This is a genomic window from Segetibacter sp., from assembly GCF_025963695.1.
Lineage (GTDB): Bacteria > Bacteroidota > Bacteroidia > Chitinophagales > Chitinophagaceae > Segetibacter.
The window spans coordinates 13,060-30,624 of sequence record NZ_JAOQAH010000031.1; the positions used below are offsets into that span (position 1 = coordinate 13,060).

A 17,565-nucleotide genomic window follows, 5' to 3' on the forward strand; every position below is an offset into this window, starting at 1 on the left:
TCTGTTTAGTTAAAAATGCGAGTTCTTAGCTCGCATTTTTACTTAATTTTTTTAAGTATAGCCCCGTTCTTAATTGAGACTAATCAGGGATTTTATCAAGTGCCGGAAGATTGTTTTCAAAACCAACGTATCCCTTATTTTGGTTGATACGTCCGTTACTATTTCCGTTGATAGAACGGGTTGGTATAGGCCACCAAATATGATATGGACTCATCGTGTATTTATCATTGTGGTTAGTAACAAGGCCGAGTTTATAGAAATTATTCTTAGCCATAACCCTGTCGTATAAATAATTGCTTTCAGAGATATTAGCTAAAGAATATACTTTTCCATTCTCGGCTGCCTTACCAGTCTTCGCAAAAAGTAAAGATATTCTCGTCATTTCTGTTTTGCGGTTTTCTTCAAAGAACAATTCGCGAGCTCTTTCGTCTAAGATAGCACCCATATTTACATTAGCTGCAGTTATTGGTGCACAACCTGCCCTGGTTCTAACGGCATTTATGTCTGCAGCAGCTAGTCCTAGGTCGCCTTTCCAGAAATAAGCTTCGGCTCTTAGCAAATAGGTTTCGGCGAGACGGAACATGTACCAATCACTATGACCACCGGTCTTTGGAGAATTTTCAACGTCATCAACGAATATTTTGTAATGAGGCCATCCGTACCAGCTCCTGATAGTATCAGTGGTAAGCAACCCGCCAGCAGGATTTCTTAGCTGCAGGTTCTTAAGATAATTGGTATCTTTTAAGGTCTTCAAACCGGGTTCGTTGTAAAGAAGATCCTCCATATTCATCCAGTTGCCTTTAGCATGCCTCAAGTCGTTGGGATCATTCCAAATTTCGTATTGAGCATAATTACTGGGACGTGTTCTTCCTATACCCCTTCCTACATAATTTGACTGGATGAACTCAGCTGTCAAGTTATCATAGGTTCCTTTTTTACCGGTCGGTGTATTTATAGTTGTACCCCAGAATGGAACTGCCTGGCGCATTATAGTCATACCAGTACCAAATTGTCCGTCTCCAAATCTGTCAATGATCGTATACAATCCTTCCCTATTTGCAGCAATGGATTTATTTTCAGGCCGGTGAAGATCCCAAATTACATTATGAGGCAAAGAAACAGGTGTTGGCGAGCCGGGTACAAATTGAAGTGGCCCAGGCGCACTACCGAAATTACCTTTCATTAAACTATAAGGCCCGTTGATGGCGACATTAGCTGCAGTAATAGCACCGTCAAAATCTCCCAGAGCCAGGTTTACTTTTGTAAGTAGATGTGCTACCGCCCCTTTGGTTACTTCACCCTTGTTCACATTATCCGAAGTCCATAAAAGAGCAGAATCAAGATCCAATTTAATTTTTTGAAGGATAACTTCCCGTTTGGTAGAATAAAAGTCAAGTCTTGGAGCAGTAATTTCTTTCATGATAGCTGGCACATCTCCAAACTGGTGTGTTAGTTTATAATACCGAAGTGCTCTATGAAAGTAGGCCGCACCTAAAATAGCATTACGTTCAGCAGGAGACGCGTACGTGGCATCATTAATTCTTGAGATAACGGTGTTTGCGTATTTGATTCCGCTATATCCTTCTCTCCAATAAACATAAATCTTATTATGGTCATCATCATCGAACTGAACACCGTCGGGGGTAATCTGCAGGTTTAGATCTTGTGCAGGTCCTGATTTATCTGTGATGCCTTCAACAGCAATCTCTGTAAAAAGCATTTCAGTAAGGATTGCCGGATTTCCACCATAGTACTCAAACCTCAGGTTCCTGGCACAGGCAGCTAAGGCAGCACGCATCGCTGTAGCATCAACATAAGTAGCAGAAGGTTCATAAAACGAAAGCGGCTCTGGTTCAAGGTACTCTTTCTTACAACTGGTAGCGAAAGCTATCATAATTGTAAGAACCCCGATGATCTTTATATATTTCAAATTTGTTCTCATTTTTAATCTTATTATGTAGGTGTAATTATAGGGTAAGGTTAACGCCGAATGTGTAATACCTCGGAGGTGGTACAACGGTACGATCGTTCGGTAGGTTATTTCTATATTCTGCATCCCAAAAAGTCCATTCTGGCTGATATACCGCAGCATTATTCACATTCATGTAAATCTTTAAAGCCTGAATTTTAGCTCTTGTTAAAAAGCGTGGAGATACTGTATATCCCAAGGCTATAGTGCTAAGCCTGATGAAAGAAGTTTTTCTGTAAACACTAAAACCGGCGCTTCCGTTACTAGAGAAAAGACGGGCATAATCATTAATAGGATTTTCTGGTGTCCAGTAAGGTACCTGGTAAGAATTCTGCCTGTCTATAAAACCACCATTATTTTTTGCCTGGTTGAATTCTTCCTTCTGTCCCCAGCTCGAATACATCATGAATGAAAAATCGAAATTCTTGTAATTAAAGTCGTTTCTAAAAGTCCACATATACCTTGGATTTCTATACCCTACAAATTGCCTGTCCGCATCCGAATACTTACTATCTCCGTTAACATCTTCTACTTTAAAGTCACCCGGCTTCACACCGAATTTTGCAGCCGCTGCTGCTTCATCTTGTTGCCAAACTCCAAGTACTTTCAAATCCCATAACTCATCTATATCATGTCCAATAAACCATCTGTTTACCACGTCATCTTTTTCTGACTGGCCTATTACTTTTCCGCTTGCATCGTAATCAGGTGTAGGCCCATATAGGTGAACTATCTTATTACGATTTAAAGTAAAGTTCACTGTAGATCTCCATGAAAAACTTGGACTTTTTATGTTTAAAGTATTGATGCTAAGTTCTATTCCCCTGTTTTGAACTTCTCCAAGATTATCCAACACATTAGCAAAACCAGTCACATCTGGCAATGCCCTGTTTATTAAAAGGTCTTTTGTTGATTTACGATATACATCTATAGATCCACCTATTCTGTCTTTTAATATAGAATAGTCAAGACCTAGATTATACGATTCTGTTCTTTCCCATTTAAGACCAGGATTTTGCAAACGACTTACATATAGTTGAGAAACCAAAAGGACTGCTCCGCTTGGAAGTATGTATTGGTATTTCCCTGTAGTAAGATTTGCCAGTGCATCGTATCGGCCAATATCCCTGTTGCCATTTATACCCCATGAAGCACGAAGCTTGGCATAATTTAACCAACTAATGCTTGAAGCAAATTTCTCTTTTGAGAACACCCAACCCAGTGCAATTGAAGGAAAGGTGGCACGTGGATTTTGCAATCCGAATGCAGAATAGCCATCCCGGCGAATAGAAGTGGTAAGCAAATACTTATCCTGGAATGAGTAATTTAAACGACCCATTAAAGCATCGCCTGTACTTCTTGTATCTTCACTAAATAGACCAGGTTTAATTCCAGCAGCTATGTTATGATAACTTAGATTGTCATTAGGATCAAATCCTTCATTTGTATAGGACTCATCCCAGCGCTGATACTTTTCTGCGTTCACGAGAAAAGTTGCATCTAACTTGTGCTCACCAAATGATTTGTTCCACATCAACAAGTTATCCATTTGCCAGTTGAAGGTGGTACGATTTTGTCTTGACGCAACACCTTTTCTTACTGAAACGCGGAAATCTTTTGCTGAGGTACCATTGAAGTTTCTGTAGAATTCAAAGTTTGGGGTGAAGTTAGATTGATAAGAAAATCCCCATGGCAAATTACCTTTTGCATAAATGCTTCCGAACAGCGTATTAAACTTTCTAAGACGGTTAGTGTACACATTATCAAGGAATGGATTGGTATTATTACCTATATCATCATTAGGGCTGTCTCTTAAAGTAACCCCATCGGCTTTGTAAACTTCACCGTATGGAGAAGCGTTTACCATTTGTCCCCATGTAACTGGAACCTGGCTCTCGTCACGATCGGCATACTGCAGGTTCATACCCACAGTCATGAATTTTGCAGCTTTAGCTTCCAGGTTAATACGTGTTCTAAATGTGGTAAACTGGTCACCAACTATATAACCTTCGTTCCTTGTATAGTTAGCAGACATATAGTAAGAAACGTCTTCTTTCTTGCCTGAAACACTTACAGTATGGTCGTTCCTAACACCAGTATGGAACATCATATCATACCAGTTGGTTGTTTTACCTATTTTATAATTTTCGCGTTCTACAGGCAACAATTTTAAACGAGTTAACCAAATATCTACAGCATCACCAAGTTGATTATCGTACGCCTTCCATTGATCAACTGTAATATTTGAGGGTAGATTTCTTGGATCGTCAAATTGATAAGGTTTTGCATTGCTGATGTTTGTACTTTTCAAAACATCTGTTCTCCACTTTACAAAGCCCGGCCCATCATATAATGGCTCGTTCATTGCCAAAGTAGCAAGACCAGTATTAGAGTTGAAAGTGATGGTTGGTTTAGCACCTGATCCTTTTTTGGTGGTAACTAGTATAACCCCGCTTGCGGCTTTTGCGCCGTACACCGCAGCCGAACTAGCATCTTTTAATACGTCGACAGTAGCAATGTCATTAGGGTTTATATCAGATAAATCTCCGGGATAAATGACTCCATCAAGAACTAACAAAGGCGACGTTCCCGCATTTATTGAAGATCTTCCCCTAACTAATAAACTTCCACCACCTTTGGCATTGGGGCTCGATGTAACGCTAAGTCCCGGTACATTACCTCTTAAAAGATCTTGTACACTTTGCGGGTTTTCATTCTCTAATTGCGTTGCTTTTACTTGTGACACCGCTCCTGTAACATCTCGTCTCTGGCGGGTACCGTATCCTATCACGACAACATCGTTTAAAGCATTTACAGCTTCGGCTAAAGTCACATTTAAAGTAGTCCTACCACTTACTCCAATTTCTTGCGCAGTAAAACCAGTTGAACTAACCACAAGCGTTCCTCTTTCCGGAACATTTGGAAGTACAAAATGACCGTCCGCATCGGTTGTAGTACCTCTTGTGGTACCTTTCACTGTAACACTTACACCTTGCAGAGGGGCTTTTTTGTTGTCTAATACACTACCTGAAACCGTACGGGTAGCCTGGGCTACTAACAGAGACGGTAAGAGAATTGCAAAAAGAAGGAGACAAAAAATGGGGGGCGGATTTTGTACGTGAAACACACGTAACAAGCATTTTTTCATTTGACAAGTTTTGTTTTAAAAAATTCCAGAATCGTTATTTCAGCCTTTGTACAGACAGTTACGGTGCACGAAACGCTGTTCAAGAAAATAAATATATAGTAAAAGCGCGCAGAAAAAATTTTACATTAAAATTTTTCAGGCACTACGGGCTGCATTTAAATTTTTGCAACTACATGAAGCGTATTCAAAATGTAGCAGATGGTCAATGCAAAAAGAACTATCATACATTTGACTTTCAACTTTCATCATCATCATCAAGCACAAAAAAATAAAAGATGTCTATTGCACAGCAAAACAAATATTTTAATTTAAAAGAAAAGGTAATTGTTGTAACGGGTGCCACAGGCATCCTTGGCGACTCGTTTGTTAATGGATTGGTTGATATGGAAGCAAGGGTGGTTCTGCTCGGTCGCAATGAAGCGGTAGGTGAAGAACGAATGAATGCACTGAAGGAAAAAGGTGGCGAAGCAATATTTATCAAAACAGATGTTTTGTCGCGGGCCGAATTGGAACATGCAAGAGACATCACGTTAAACACATGGGGTAAAATAGACGGGCTGGTAAACGCAGCAGGGGGCAATGTTCCCGAAGCCGTAGTTGCACCGGGAGCCGACGTATTCGACTTGGATATGGACGCTTTGAAAAGAGCTTTTGACCTTAATCTTTATGGCACCATTCTGCCAACCTGCATTTTCGGTAAGGCAATGACCCAAACAGGAAGGGGCAGTATCGTTAATATCTCTTCTATGGCTGCCCAATCTGCTATTACCCGGGTATTGGGGTACTCGATGGCAAAAGCAGGTATCGACAACTATACCCGTTGGATGTGTGTTGAACTTGCTCAACGGTATGGAGACTCCATTCGCATCAACGCCATTGCGCCCGGCTTTTTTGTCACCAACCAAAACAGGCATTTGTTAGTAGAGAAAGAGGGCTACACAAGCCGTGGCGAAGCTGTTATTCGCAATACTCCTTTTAAGAGGTTTGGCAATGCTGATGAACTCATCGGCACCTTAATATGGTTATTGAGCGATGCCTCGGTTTTTGTAAGCGGTGAGGTTATTTGCGTAGATGGTGGCTTTCACGTTTTCTCGGGTGTATAGGTAATATTCCTTTTTTGTAACCAGGCATTATTGCTACTATGGTGCATTGTTGTGTCACTCACTTGTACATTTAATCAATATTGAACGTGAAGGGTTCCTGCTATTAACGGCCTGATATCTTGTTTATTAAATAACTGCAAACCCCTTTATATTTAAAGTATTTTTCACTGTTTTCAACCTGCTATATGAAAAATTACGCGGAACGAAGGAAGTTTCTTAAAACTTTAATTGCGAGTCCTACACTTGCATTAACCGGAAGCGTGTTTCTAAACGCTTCCCCGCTTAAAGCCCAAAGTGCAGGCAAAGGAGCGGCCGGTTCAAAACTTAGAGTAAGCCTTAATGCCTATTCTTTTAATGGACCGCTGACCAAAAAAACAATGACTTTAGATGACCTTCTCGATTTTTGTGCTGAAAACAATTTTGATGCAGTCGATCTTACCGGTTATTATTTTCCTGGCTATCCCGGTGTGCCAGAAGACAGTTACATCTATCACCTCAAACAAAAAGCGCATCGACTCGGATTGGACATCAGTGGTACGGGAGTAAAAAATGATTTTACAAATCCCGATAAAAGCAAAAGAAAAGATGATATCAAATTAATAAAGAACTGGATTCAATGTGCAGCGAAACTTGGGGCTCCTGTTATCAGAATTTTTTCAGGCCTTAAAATTCCCGAAGGTCACACCTGGGATGAAGTGGCGACGTGGATGGTTAAAGACATGAAAGAGTGCGCGGAATACGGTAAGCAATATGGTGTTATTGTCGCAATCCAAAATCACGATGATTTTATTAAAACGGCAGAACAAGCTCAAAAAATTATAGAGCAGGTAAATTCGGAGTGGTTCGGTCTTGTTCTGGACATAGGTAGTTATAGAACCGGTGATCCGTTTAAACAAATTGAACAAACTGCCAGGTATGCAGTAAATTGGCAACTAAAAGAATTAATGTTTTTAGATGAACGTGAACAGAAAACTGATCTGCAGAAAGTGATAGGCATTATAAAAGCTTCGGGTTATCGGGGCTACGTACCGATAGAAACTCTAGGCGCGGGAGACCCCAAAATAAAAGTCCCCGTTTTTTTAGCAGAAGTACGAAAAGCGCTGGCATTAAACGCAATGTAATTTCCTGCTTTAAACAAACTTTTCTTTTTAATAATATGGATAGTTTTGTCACTATCTGAGAAACACAGAATTTCATTTCTGTAACAAGCTTCTTGTCCCCAAATAACTAATTATGAAAAAATCGTTTTTAATTGTCCTAAATAGTTTACTTTTTTTTGCTGCATCTGCTCAAAAGCAAAATTTGTCGGCAGCAGACGAATTGACCAAAAAGAGAGTTAGGTTACCCAATGGCTGGCAACTTTCTCCTGCAGGCAGGTCTTTCCCTTTAGGCGATCTTCCTCTTAATATAGCCGTTTCATCTTCAAAGAAATTTCTTGCAGTAACCAACAACGGGCAAAGTGTACAAAGCATTCAGTTGATAGATCCGAAAACTGAGAAGATTCTTTCTAATGTCATCATTCCTAAATCGTGGTATGGATTGAAGTTTAGCGCGGATGAAAAATTTTTATATGCTTCCGGTGGAAATGATAACTGGATTTTTCAATATGCTATTATAAATAACAAATTGCAGCTAAAGGACAGTATAATTCTTGGGAAAAAATGGCCCGAAAAAATATCGCCCGCAGGTATTGAAATAGATGATGCTGCAAAGCTGATGTATGTAGTAACAAAAGAAAATAATGCTCTTTATGTTATTAGCCTCACCGACAAATCCATCGTGCAGCAACTGCCTTTAGGTAGCGAAGGTTATGCATGCCTTTTATCACACGATAAAACCGAGCTGTATATTTCCATTTGGGGCGGTGATAAAGTGCGGGTATACAATACGAAGCAAAGAAAATTTACAGATGAAATAGCAGTAGGTGATAATCCGAACGAACTATTATTAAACAAAAGTGGCAATACTCTTTACGTGGCAAACGCCAATGACAACAGCGTTTCAGTGCTAGATATTAAAAAGCGAAAAGTACTTGAAGTGCTTAATGCAGCCCTTTTTCCCAATGCACCTGAAGGTTCATCTTCCAATGGACTTGCTTTATCTGCAAATGAAAAAAGCTTGTATGTAGCGAATGCAAATAATAATTGCCTGGCAGTATTCGACGTATCTATACCAGGCAGAAGCAAGTCAAAAGGTTTCATACCAGTGGGTTGGTATCCTACCAATCTAAAGGTGGTCGGCAATAAAATATTTGTTTCTAATGGTAAAGGTTTCTCATCATATGCAAACCCCGATGGACCCAATCCTTTAAAAACACAAGAGCTCGTTCTTCGTCATATGGGCGACACCTCGGCATTAGTCAGGCCGGGTTATATAGGAGGTTTAATGAAAGGAACCATGTCTATAATTGATGAGCCTTCTGATGCAACACTTGCAGGTTACTCAAAAGCGGTGTACACCAACACACCCTACACCAAACAAAGGGAAACGATTAGCCAGGGAGAGAAAGGCAACCCGATACCAATGAAAGTGGGAGACCCCTCACCCATAAAGCACGTGTTTTATATTATTAAAGAAAACAGAACGTACGACCAGGTACTTGGAGATGTACCCGAAGGAAACGGAGATACCAGCCTTGTTTTATTTGGACAAAGAATTACACCCAATCAACACAAGCTTGTAAAGGAATTTGTTTTACTCGACAATTTTTATGCAGACGGAGAAGTAAGTGCCGATGGTCATAACTGGAGTACCTCTGCACATGCAACAGACTACCTCGAAAAGAATTGGGTGACTAGCTACGGTGGCCGTGGCGGCTCTTATCCTGGCGAAGGAAAAAAAGAAATTGCAAATCCTAAAAGAGGATTTATCTGGGATTATTGCAACCGGGCTGGCGTAAGCTACCGGACTTATGGAGAATTTGCAGATGATGGCAAACCCAACATTCCTGTTCTTAAGGGTCACCTGTCTCCTACTTATACCGGTTGGGACCTAAAAGTTCCTGATACAACCCGGTATTTTCAATGGCAACGAGAATTTGATTCGCTTGTAAAGATCAATGCGGTTCCCCAGTTTAATTCCCTTCGTATGGGCAACGATCATACTGAAGGGCTGCGTCGTGGCAGCGCGACTCCTTTTGCACAGGTTGCTGATAATGACCTTGCAGTTGGAATGTTTATAGAGCATCTTTCAAACAGTCCTATATGGAAAGAAAGTGTTGTTTTCGTTGTTGAAGATGATGCACAAAATGGTCCTGATCATGTTGATGCTCACCGAACAACGGCATACCTGGCCGGGCCGCATGTAAAACGCGGTTATGTTGACCATAGTATGTATTCCACCTCTTCTATGTTGCGCACCATCGAATTGATACTTGGTCTTCCGCCAATGAGCCAGTACGACGCTGCTGCAACACCTATGTTTAAGAGTTTTACAGCCACCCCAAACCTCACTCCTTTTAAAGCGCTGCCTTCTAACATAAACCTGAACGATAAAAATTCAGCTACCGACAATTCACGTACAGCAATGCTGAGTGACAAAATTGACCTTAGTAAAGAAGATCTGGTACCTGATATGCTTTTTAGCCAGATTATTTGGAAAGCTGTAAAAGGCGAGGACAGCGAAATGCCGGCACCCCGTCGTAGTGCTTTTGTAAAAATTTCAGAAACGGAAGACGAGGAGGAAGAAGAAGAGAAAATGGAATTGATAAAGGAGAAAAAGCTAAAAAACAAGAGCGGCAAAAAAGCCAGATAGCTTTGTAATAGTACAAGCGTGCGACGCAGGAGTAACGCGGAACCCGTAAAAGGAGCTTTGAAACCAGACAAAGTGAACCTGCTGATTTTTTTGTTGCAGTACAAGAGTGTGACACAACGATGTTTAATAGATATTCTGCTGCCGGTAACAAAAAAATAAACATGTTCATTAGTACCGAGTGAAATGTTGTTACAATCGTGGGCTTCCATAAACTTCTTTATTGTGTTGGCATTAAATCCCCGCTCAACATTGTTGTGTCACTCTCTTGTACCTGTTTTCTCTTTATTTATCTTTTCGAAAACACGCTGTATTAACCCCCAGGCTGTATTTTATTTTTGAACAATTATGGGAAAATTTGCCACTACTGCTTATTTAATTTTATTGAATGTACTTGCTGCAAATGCGCAACAAGACACCACAACTGCTACGTTAGATGAAGTAGTAATTACCGCACAACGCAGCGCACAAAAAAAGTTACTGAGTCCTTATAGTACCCAGTCCGTGTCGCGATCTTACCTGGATAATTACTTGCCTCGCACCGCACCGGAAGCATTAACGGGTATAAATGGCGTATTCGTTCAAAAAACAAATCATGGCGGTGGCTCACCATTTCTGCGCGGAGTTACCGGAAATCAAACCCTGATATTAATAGACGGCATCAGGCTAAACAACTCCACTTCAAGGTATGGACCTAACCAATACTTCAATACGATAGATCCTTTTACCATAAATGAAATTGAAGTGGTAAAAGGTTCGGGTTCTGTACAATATGGCTCAGACGCTATCGGCGGTGTTTTACAGGTGTTTTCGAAAGAACCGCAATTTTCGTCGGCAAAGGGCAAATGGTCCGGCAGGGCAATCGGAAAGTACACGACGGGCAACATGGAAAAAACCCTGAGAGGTGAAGCGATGTACAGCACTGAAAAAGTGGCGACAACTATTGGCGCTACTTACCGAAACTTTGGCGACCTGATTGGTGGAGGTACCACAGGAAAACAATCACCTTCAGGCTACAACGAATTTGCGTTCGATGCAAAAGCGAAAATCCTCTTGCAGCCAAACCTTCAGCTTACGCTGGCTCATCAATTCTTAAAGCAGCCAGATGTACCGGTTTATCATAAAGTAGTGTTGGAAAATTTTGCTATCAACAATTTTGATCTGCAACAGAGAATGTTGAATTATGCCAAATTGAATATGAAGAATAATTCAGCATGGATCAGGAACATTGAAATAATTGCTTCGTGGCAACAAACCGTTGAGGGAAGAGGCAGCCGGAAAAATGGAAGTAACATTTTGAGAAGGGAGCGGGACGAAATAAACACGTTGGGACTTACCACCGACATTTCCTCAACCTTTACTAAAGCATGGACAGCAAATTCAGGCATTGAACTGTACCGGGATAAGGTTAACAGCACCCGGAAAGATATCAACCTGCAAAGTGAAGCAAAAACTACGTTAAGAGGATTGTATCCCAATAATTCAAATTATGGCAACTATTCAGTTTACTCTTTGCATCATTTTGCCTTCGATAAATGGATTGTAGAAACGGGTGTTCGATACAACACTTTTGCTATCAGTCTTTTTGATACAACTTTGGGTAAAGTAAAAATCCATCCATCTTCTTTCGTTTATAATGCGTCCCTTTTGTATAAACTTAAAGGCGAACAAAGTTTATACGCCACCTACAATACAGGTTATCGCGCTCCTAATATTGATGACGTGGGAACGTTGGGGATAGTAGACTTTAGATACGAAATTCCCACTGCCAATCTTGCACCCGAAAGATCGCAAAATATTGAATTGGGGTACAAGCTACAATCTGGTAAATGGAATGTTAGTCTCGCTGCGTACTACATGCATTTAAACAACTTAATTACAAGGGTTAGAATAGCTGGCGAAGTAATCGCAGGATACCCGGTTTATAAAAAAGAAAATGTAGAAGAGGGCTACATAAAAGGATTTGAAACCGAGGTTGGTTTTCAACCTTTAGCAGGCTTACAGGTAAAAGGAAACCTGGCTTACACCTACGGACAAAGTTTGAGCAAGAACGAGCCTCTCCGTAGAATTCCACCTTTTAATGGCAGACTGATTAGCACTTATCATCATAATAAGTGTTTTGCTTCTGCTGAGTTTTTATTTGCCTCCAGGCAAAGCCGCCTGGCACAAGGAGACAAAGACGATAACCGCATTGCAGGAGGAGGAACACCAGGATGGGACGTGTTTAACTTGTATGCCGGCTATCAACTTTCTCAACTTAAGTTTAACCTTAGCTTGCAAAACCTTTTGGACGAAGATTACAGAACCCACGGCTCGGGCATAAATGGAGTGGGGAGAAGTGCGTGGTTATCGGTAGCTGTTACATTGTAACGCATAAAGCAGCTATTTGATAAAACGTAAAAGTTGCTTAAAAAGATACAGTACAAGCGAGTGACACAACCGAAGCTGGAGATTGAACTGAAGTTAAGTACAAAAAATTAAGGTTTGCAACAGTGGGTCGGTTGCGTAGTATTTCATCAACTTGAAGTTTCCCTAGGTCAGATTTAAGTATTTAAAAAGCCTGCAGAAGTTTAAATACTTACTTTAAACTTCTACAGGCTTTTATGGTTCCTAAAATTAAACCTCTATTGGTTTCATCTTAGGAACCAATAATCTGAACATGATAAACCATGCGAGGAGGTAGCCTAAACCGCAATATAAAAACAGGATGTAGTAGCCTGTTTCAATATGTCCTAAAGCCTTATAATGATCAAATAATTTACCCGCCACTTTGGCTACTGCCATACCTCCGAAGCCCCCGGCCATTCCCCCAATACCGACAACAGATGCGACGGAGTTTTTTGGGAACATATCAGAAACCGTGGTAAAAAGGTTCGCAGACCAGGCCTGGTGTGCAGAAGCGGCAATGCCAATTATTACAACTGCATACCACATTCCGTAGCTACCGGCTGCTTGTGACACCATTACTGTTAATGGAAAAAAGGCATAAATAAGCATGGACGTTTTTCTTGCCTTCACAATGTCCCAGCCTTTTGCCTTTACAAACCACATCGGTAACCAACCTCCAAAAACGCTGGCGATACCGGCAAGGGTGTATACAAAAGCAATAGGCAAACTTACCTGCATACCTACAAGGTGGTACTGGGAATTTAAGAAAGCCGGTAACCAGAACAGAAAGAACCACCAGATACCATCGGTTAAAAACTTACCAACAATAAAGGCCCAGGTTTGTTTATAGCCTAATAATTGCGTCCACGTAATTTTAGGTTTCTCTTCGCCGGTTGCGGTGTGTGTATCAGGTTCAACATCGCTATGTATATAATCGAACTCTGCCTTCGAAAGCCTTTTTTGCTTGGAAGGAATTTCATAATAGATAAACCAAAAAATCAACCAGACAAATCCGATAGCACCAATGGCTATAAAAGCAACCTTCCAACTATAATTGATCGCTAACCACGGAACTAACAGCGGCGCAAGTATGGCACCTACGTTTGTACCCGAATTAAAAATACCCCCTGCAAAAGCCCGTTCTTTTTTGGGGAACCATTCTGCTACCGTTTTAAAAGCTGCAGGAAAGTTTCCTGCTTCAGTAACGCCTAAAAAAGCCCGAAAAACAGCAAAACTGACGGTGCCTGTAGCAAATGCATGTAGCACAGAAGCAATACTCCACAAGGTTAGGGTTAGTGCATATCCTATCTTGGTACCAATTTTATCAATAAACCTTCCCGCCCCTACCATACCTAAAGCATAAGCAAATTGAAACGCTACTACAATATTCGAATAGTCAGACTCTGTCCAGTTAAATTCTTTTTCTAAAGTTGGTTTTAGCAGGCTGATTACCTGCCGATCGAGGTAATTAATAGTGGTAGCATAAAACACTAATGAACAGATCGTCCACCTATATCTTCCTATTTTGGTCTGTAGACCTGTATTCATTTCTATGGCTGCCATTTATTTTAGTTATTGAAAAACAAGTGAAATAAGCGTTGTTAGATTTTTAAAATTATTGAATTAGGCAATTAGTTAAGTAAAAACATCTCAGAGGATGGTAATGGGCACCTCTGCCCCTTTTCTTTCGGCAGACACGTATCCCGCGTAGATGGTTGCTATTACGTCGGATGCGAGACTGCTATTGCTTTCTACAGGCTCTCCAAAAGCCGCCGATCTGTAAAAAGCATCCATTTCATGCTGGTATCCTGCAAACCAACCTTCATCAGGTGATATAGAAGACCACCCTTGTTTGGTTTCAGTTTTCTCCACTACGTAAACATCCTCAAAATGTTTATGAGCAGGGGTGTAAGCCTGCATAGAAGTATTAGGATTAATGTTGCAAATGGTTCTGTGGTTCGTAGTATTTACCTCCAGCCAATTATGCACCCCGCCAAGAACAAGTTCACTTGCAATTAAATTGGCAATGGTGCCATCTTCAAAAACTACATGAAGCATTGCAAAATCTTCCGTGTCCTTATAGGTTGTTCTTAAATATCCTTCGTCTTTAAAAGAGGGCATGCGGGTAATTGCATGGGTACGGGCTGAAATACTTTTCGGCCTTATCGGGTTTCCATCACGTGCCCTACCCTCTGCATGTTTCAGGTATATGGCAGCAGACAATGGATGGCACCCCTTTCCTATCATAGAACCACCGCCCGAAAATTTCCATTGTCCATACGTTAAAGAATGTGAGCCCGAATGAGACTCTTCGCCATTCATCCAAACAATCTGTGCCCCTGTTTTTTGCAACAGCTCCCGTTCTTTTTGAATAGCGGGCGCATACACCCAATTTTCAGCATACATGATCATTCCTTCACTCTCCTTCTCTGCGTCCAACATCCTCGTTACACTTTCCATTGAATGGCGCAATCCTTCTTCTTTTGAAAAAGTATCCCCGTTAAAGGCTGCACTTCCATCACCAAAATAACCTGTAAACGGCTTCTCTACAATAACGTGTTTATGTTGTTTTAAAGCTGCAACTACAATTGGCTCGTGTGTAACAGGCGGGGTACATACATGCACCACGTCAGCATTTGCTATTAATTGGTCTAAGCTGTCAAATGCTTGTAAGTATCTTGGTTCGGTAAATTTCCGCAGGTTTTCTGAAGAAGGAGAATAAGCGCCGGCAACTTCAACCTTTGTGCTAAAAACCCTTTGTAAAGCATCGTAATGAAACTTAGCGGCGAAGCCCGACCCTATTATTCCTGCCCGTAGCACTTTTTTTTCCATACGTTTTGTTCAGATACTTTCAGGAATTCGATTACAAATAATCGTTTAAAGATCTTTTCTTGTCAGCCGTCTAATAGCTACTGGTGTACATTGTTGCGTCGCACCCTTGTACAGATATTTCTTTATTCAACCTTACATTTGCCTAGCTAAATGTAGACATCACCCCTCTAAAGTATCCAATAGACTCAGCCATACCCGCCAACGGATCGCTCATATCTTTTTCAAATTCAATACTGCACATTCCCTTAAAATTATTCTTTTTTAACGCCTTCACCACTGCATTAAAATCAATAACACCCCTACCAATTTCTATGGCTTTACCTTCTTTCTGAGCGAGCGATACATCTTTTATGTGTAGATCATATAAACGGCCCCTGTAATCTTTGATAGCTTTCACCAGGTCTGTTCCGGCTCTTTGCGCATGACCAATATCTAAGCAAAGACCCATACGGGAGTCCTTGTCTTTAATACGGTCGTACACCTGCTGCGGACCTGGGTACAATGCGTCCTCCGGACCATGGTTGTGGATTGCTATACTTATGTCAGTTTCTTTTACCTTTTGTTCTGTGTAATCTATCAAGTCATAGTTAGGCACACCCACAATTAATTTAACCCCTACCTTTTTTGCATACGCAAAAGCATCGTCGACCGCTTGCTTTGTTTTCATGTAAATAACCCCAACGGCATATACATTAATATTTGCAGCAGCAAACTGCGCCATCACCGATTTCACCTTTTCATCACTGCTGTTTATTGGCAGATGAAACTCTTTCAAAGAAAGATTTTGTACTCCTATACGCTTCATCATTGCAATAGACTTCTCTAAATCAAACTTGTTGAAGGTGTATCCCGCAATCCCGACAGGTAATAAGTCACCTTGCTTTGCTACGAAATTATTTGATTGAGTGGCTGCCTCGTTGATAAAAGGCAGGCTGACAGCACCCGCAATACCTAGTGTTGCCTTTTGAATAAAGTTTCTTCTGGATTGTTCCATATTAGCAATTATTATTTAATCGTTTTTTGTCAGAGGTTTTAATGTCATTTATTTAGTGGCCATCTCCAACGCTTTTGTGGCGGTGTAATATTTAGCAAGCATATTGGGCACTTCCCACTCAGGTAATTTTTTATCTTTTAGATATTGTAGATAGCGGGTCATGACCTGTCCAAAATGAGCTTCGTGACCAATTTTATAAGATTGAGGAATAACAACTTTCCATCCGTTTGCCGTTTTTTCTGTGGTTACTCCGGCGTAAGTATTATTTAATTTTGAAATCGTGTTTCTAACTGTAGATTCAAAACTGTTTTGGCTACCATTAGGAATAATATATAAAGTAGGTTGATAAGCCTCTTCTTTTCCTTGTTTGATTTCAAGGTTTGATTTTGTTCCTTTTAAAATGGAATAATGAGTATCTCCGCCACCAGGAGGAGCTTTATATTCCCAACGTGCAATTGTTTTAACATGCACGTCTTTAAGCGTATAGTTTATTTCGCCATTTCCGTGCGTTTGCAGTATGGTGTCGTTCTTTACATATTGCTTCAGAAACTCAGGAAAAGCGCTTTGTTTTGTTATCAGGCTAAACTGGGAGATGGTTAAAGGCTCGGGCCATATTCTGGCAGAATTAATCTTAATGTCTCTTTTATAATCTATTGTTTCCTCCGGAAAACATTCCCACTGAACCAGGTCAATTAAATGAGTTCCTACATCTGCTATAGCATCTCCTTGTTGAGTGGGATCAAAAAACCATGCTGGCCTTGTTAATACTTTACCAGATACAAATTTGTAGAAAAAGTGCACGCTTTCTATTATAACCGAAGGGTCATCAGCGGTTCCCTTTTTCAATTCACCGAATAGCTCGGGAACCTGTGCAAACTCTCTCTGCAGTATGTTTGTAATTTCAGATCGCTCCGTCATAATATCGTACAGCAATAACTTTTTCTGGGCTGCTTTTGCAAACGCTGCCTGCAGTAAATTGAAATTTTGAAAGTTGATGGCCATCGGCTTATCGCCAAGCACGTGTAAACCTGCATCAATTGCCTTATTAATGTACTCGGTTTTTTGACGATTATTGCCAGATAGTACAACTACGTTTCCTTTCTTTTCGCTAAGCATTTTTTCAAAGTAATCGCTGCCGGTATAAACCTTTTCAACCCACTTTGTTGGATTTTCGGCTCTCTCATTATATTGTTTAACCAAGGCAAGATGAGCTTCTAATTCGGCTCCACCCGGTGCGTATACAGTTACCTCCGGATCGATGCCTGCATACATTTCTTTCTGCACTAAAGCGGCATGAAAATGACCTGGGTCTAACGTTATGATCTTTATGTTTTGATGGTTTGCGGAAGTGCTATTGGATACATTATTCATAGTACCGCAG

Annotated in this window: 10 protein-coding genes; 4 read left to right on the forward strand and 6 right to left on the reverse strand. The window is 40.7% G+C overall.

Features of this window, described 5'->3' with window-relative positions:
• Positions 1 to 79 precede the first annotated feature (79 nt).
• Positions 80 to 1,942, reverse strand: coding sequence for a RagB/SusD family nutrient uptake outer membrane protein (locus JWR87_RS04675; protein ID WP_297816176.1), 1,863 nt, complete (start codon positions 1,940 to 1,942; stop codon positions 80 to 82).
• 25 nt (positions 1,943 to 1,967) lie between these two features.
• Entirely contained in the window at positions 1,968 to 5,117 is a 3,150-nt protein-coding gene (locus JWR87_RS04680) for a SusC/RagA family TonB-linked outer membrane protein (RefSeq protein ID WP_297816178.1), read from the reverse strand.
• 275 nt (positions 5,118 to 5,392) lie between these two features.
• Between JWR87_RS04680 and JWR87_RS04685 the strand changes: the two genes are divergently transcribed.
• The 4 genes from JWR87_RS04685 (at position 5,393) to JWR87_RS04700 (ending at position 12,340) form a co-directional block, all read left to right on the forward strand.
• Positions 5,393 to 6,220 carry an SDR family oxidoreductase gene (locus JWR87_RS04685; protein ID WP_297816181.1) on the forward strand — a complete coding sequence of 276 codons (828 nt, stop codon included), beginning with the start codon at positions 5,393 to 5,395 and terminating at the stop codon, positions 6,218 to 6,220.
• Positions 6,221 to 6,405: 185 nt separating this feature from the next.
• Positions 6,406 to 7,341: a sugar phosphate isomerase/epimerase family protein gene (locus JWR87_RS04690; protein WP_297816183.1), complete on the forward strand. Its 936-nt coding sequence runs from the start codon at positions 6,406 to 6,408 to the stop codon at positions 7,339 to 7,341.
• A 112-nt stretch (positions 7,342 to 7,453) separates the two neighbouring features.
• Positions 7,454 to 9,973 carry a bifunctional YncE family protein/alkaline phosphatase family protein gene (locus JWR87_RS04695; protein ID WP_297816185.1) on the forward strand — a complete coding sequence of 840 codons (2,520 nt, stop codon included), beginning with the start codon at positions 7,454 to 7,456 and terminating at the stop codon, positions 9,971 to 9,973.
• Positions 9,974 to 10,318: 345 nt separating this feature from the next.
• On the forward strand, positions 10,319 to 12,340 hold the full coding sequence (locus tag JWR87_RS04700; RefSeq protein WP_297816187.1) for a TonB-dependent receptor: 2,022 nt from the start codon (positions 10,319 to 10,321) through the stop codon (positions 12,338 to 12,340).
• Between the two features lie 246 nt (positions 12,341 to 12,586).
• Here the strand turns inward: JWR87_RS04700 and JWR87_RS04705 are convergent, their stop codons facing one another.
• The 4 genes from JWR87_RS04705 to JWR87_RS04720 form a co-directional block, all read right to left on the reverse strand.
• Positions 12,587 to 13,921, reverse strand: coding sequence for an MFS transporter (locus tag JWR87_RS04705; protein ID WP_297816189.1), 1,335 nt, complete (start codon positions 13,919 to 13,921; stop codon positions 12,587 to 12,589).
• A gap of 87 nt (positions 13,922 to 14,008) precedes the next feature.
• A complete protein-coding gene (locus JWR87_RS04710) occupies positions 14,009 to 15,190 on the reverse strand; it encodes a Gfo/Idh/MocA family oxidoreductase (protein WP_297816191.1) in 1,182 nt (393 codons plus the stop codon).
• A 142-nt stretch (positions 15,191 to 15,332) separates the two neighbouring features.
• Positions 15,333 to 16,184, reverse strand: a complete 852-nt coding sequence (locus tag JWR87_RS04715; protein ID WP_297816193.1) for a sugar phosphate isomerase/epimerase — start codon at positions 16,182 to 16,184, stop codon at positions 15,333 to 15,335.
• 48 nt (positions 16,185 to 16,232) lie between these two features.
• Positions 16,233 to 17,555: a putative oxidoreductase C-terminal domain-containing protein gene (locus JWR87_RS04720; RefSeq protein WP_297816194.1), complete on the reverse strand. Its 1,323-nt coding sequence runs from the start codon at positions 17,553 to 17,555 to the stop codon at positions 16,233 to 16,235.
• Positions 17,556 to 17,565: the final 10 nt, after the last annotated feature.

What these genes read in the sequence shown, in the direction of transcription:
- JWR87_RS04690 (WP_297816183.1), top strand. Translation starts at nt 6,406, where the DNA reads ATGAAAAATTACGCGGAACGAAGGAAGTTTCTTAAAACTTTAATTGCG.
- JWR87_RS04680 (WP_297816178.1), bottom strand. Translation starts at nt 5,117, where the DNA reads ATGAAAAAATGCTTGTTACGTGTGTTTCACGTACAAAATCCGCCCCCC.
- JWR87_RS04700 (WP_297816187.1), top strand. Translation starts at nt 10,319, where the DNA reads ATGGGAAAATTTGCCACTACTGCTTATTTAATTTTATTGAATGTACTT.
- JWR87_RS04720 (WP_297816194.1), bottom strand. Translation starts at nt 17,555, where the DNA reads ATGAATAATGTATCCAATAGCACTTCCGCAAACCATCAAAACATAAAG.
- JWR87_RS04685 (WP_297816181.1), top strand. Translation starts at nt 5,393, where the DNA reads ATGTCTATTGCACAGCAAAACAAATATTTTAATTTAAAAGAAAAGGTA.
- JWR87_RS04715 (WP_297816193.1), bottom strand. Translation starts at nt 16,184, where the DNA reads ATGGAACAATCCAGAAGAAACTTTATTCAAAAGGCAACACTAGGTATT.
- JWR87_RS04710 (WP_297816191.1), bottom strand. Translation starts at nt 15,190, where the DNA reads ATGGAAAAAAAAGTGCTACGGGCAGGAATAATAGGGTCGGGCTTCGCC.
- JWR87_RS04695 (WP_297816185.1), top strand. Translation starts at nt 7,454, where the DNA reads ATGAAAAAATCGTTTTTAATTGTCCTAAATAGTTTACTTTTTTTTGCT.
- JWR87_RS04675 (WP_297816176.1), bottom strand. Translation starts at nt 1,942, where the DNA reads ATGAGAACAAATTTGAAATATATAAAGATCATCGGGGTTCTTACAATT.
- JWR87_RS04705 (WP_297816189.1), bottom strand. Translation starts at nt 13,921, where the DNA reads ATGGCAGCCATAGAAATGAATACAGGTCTACAGACCAAAATAGGAAGA.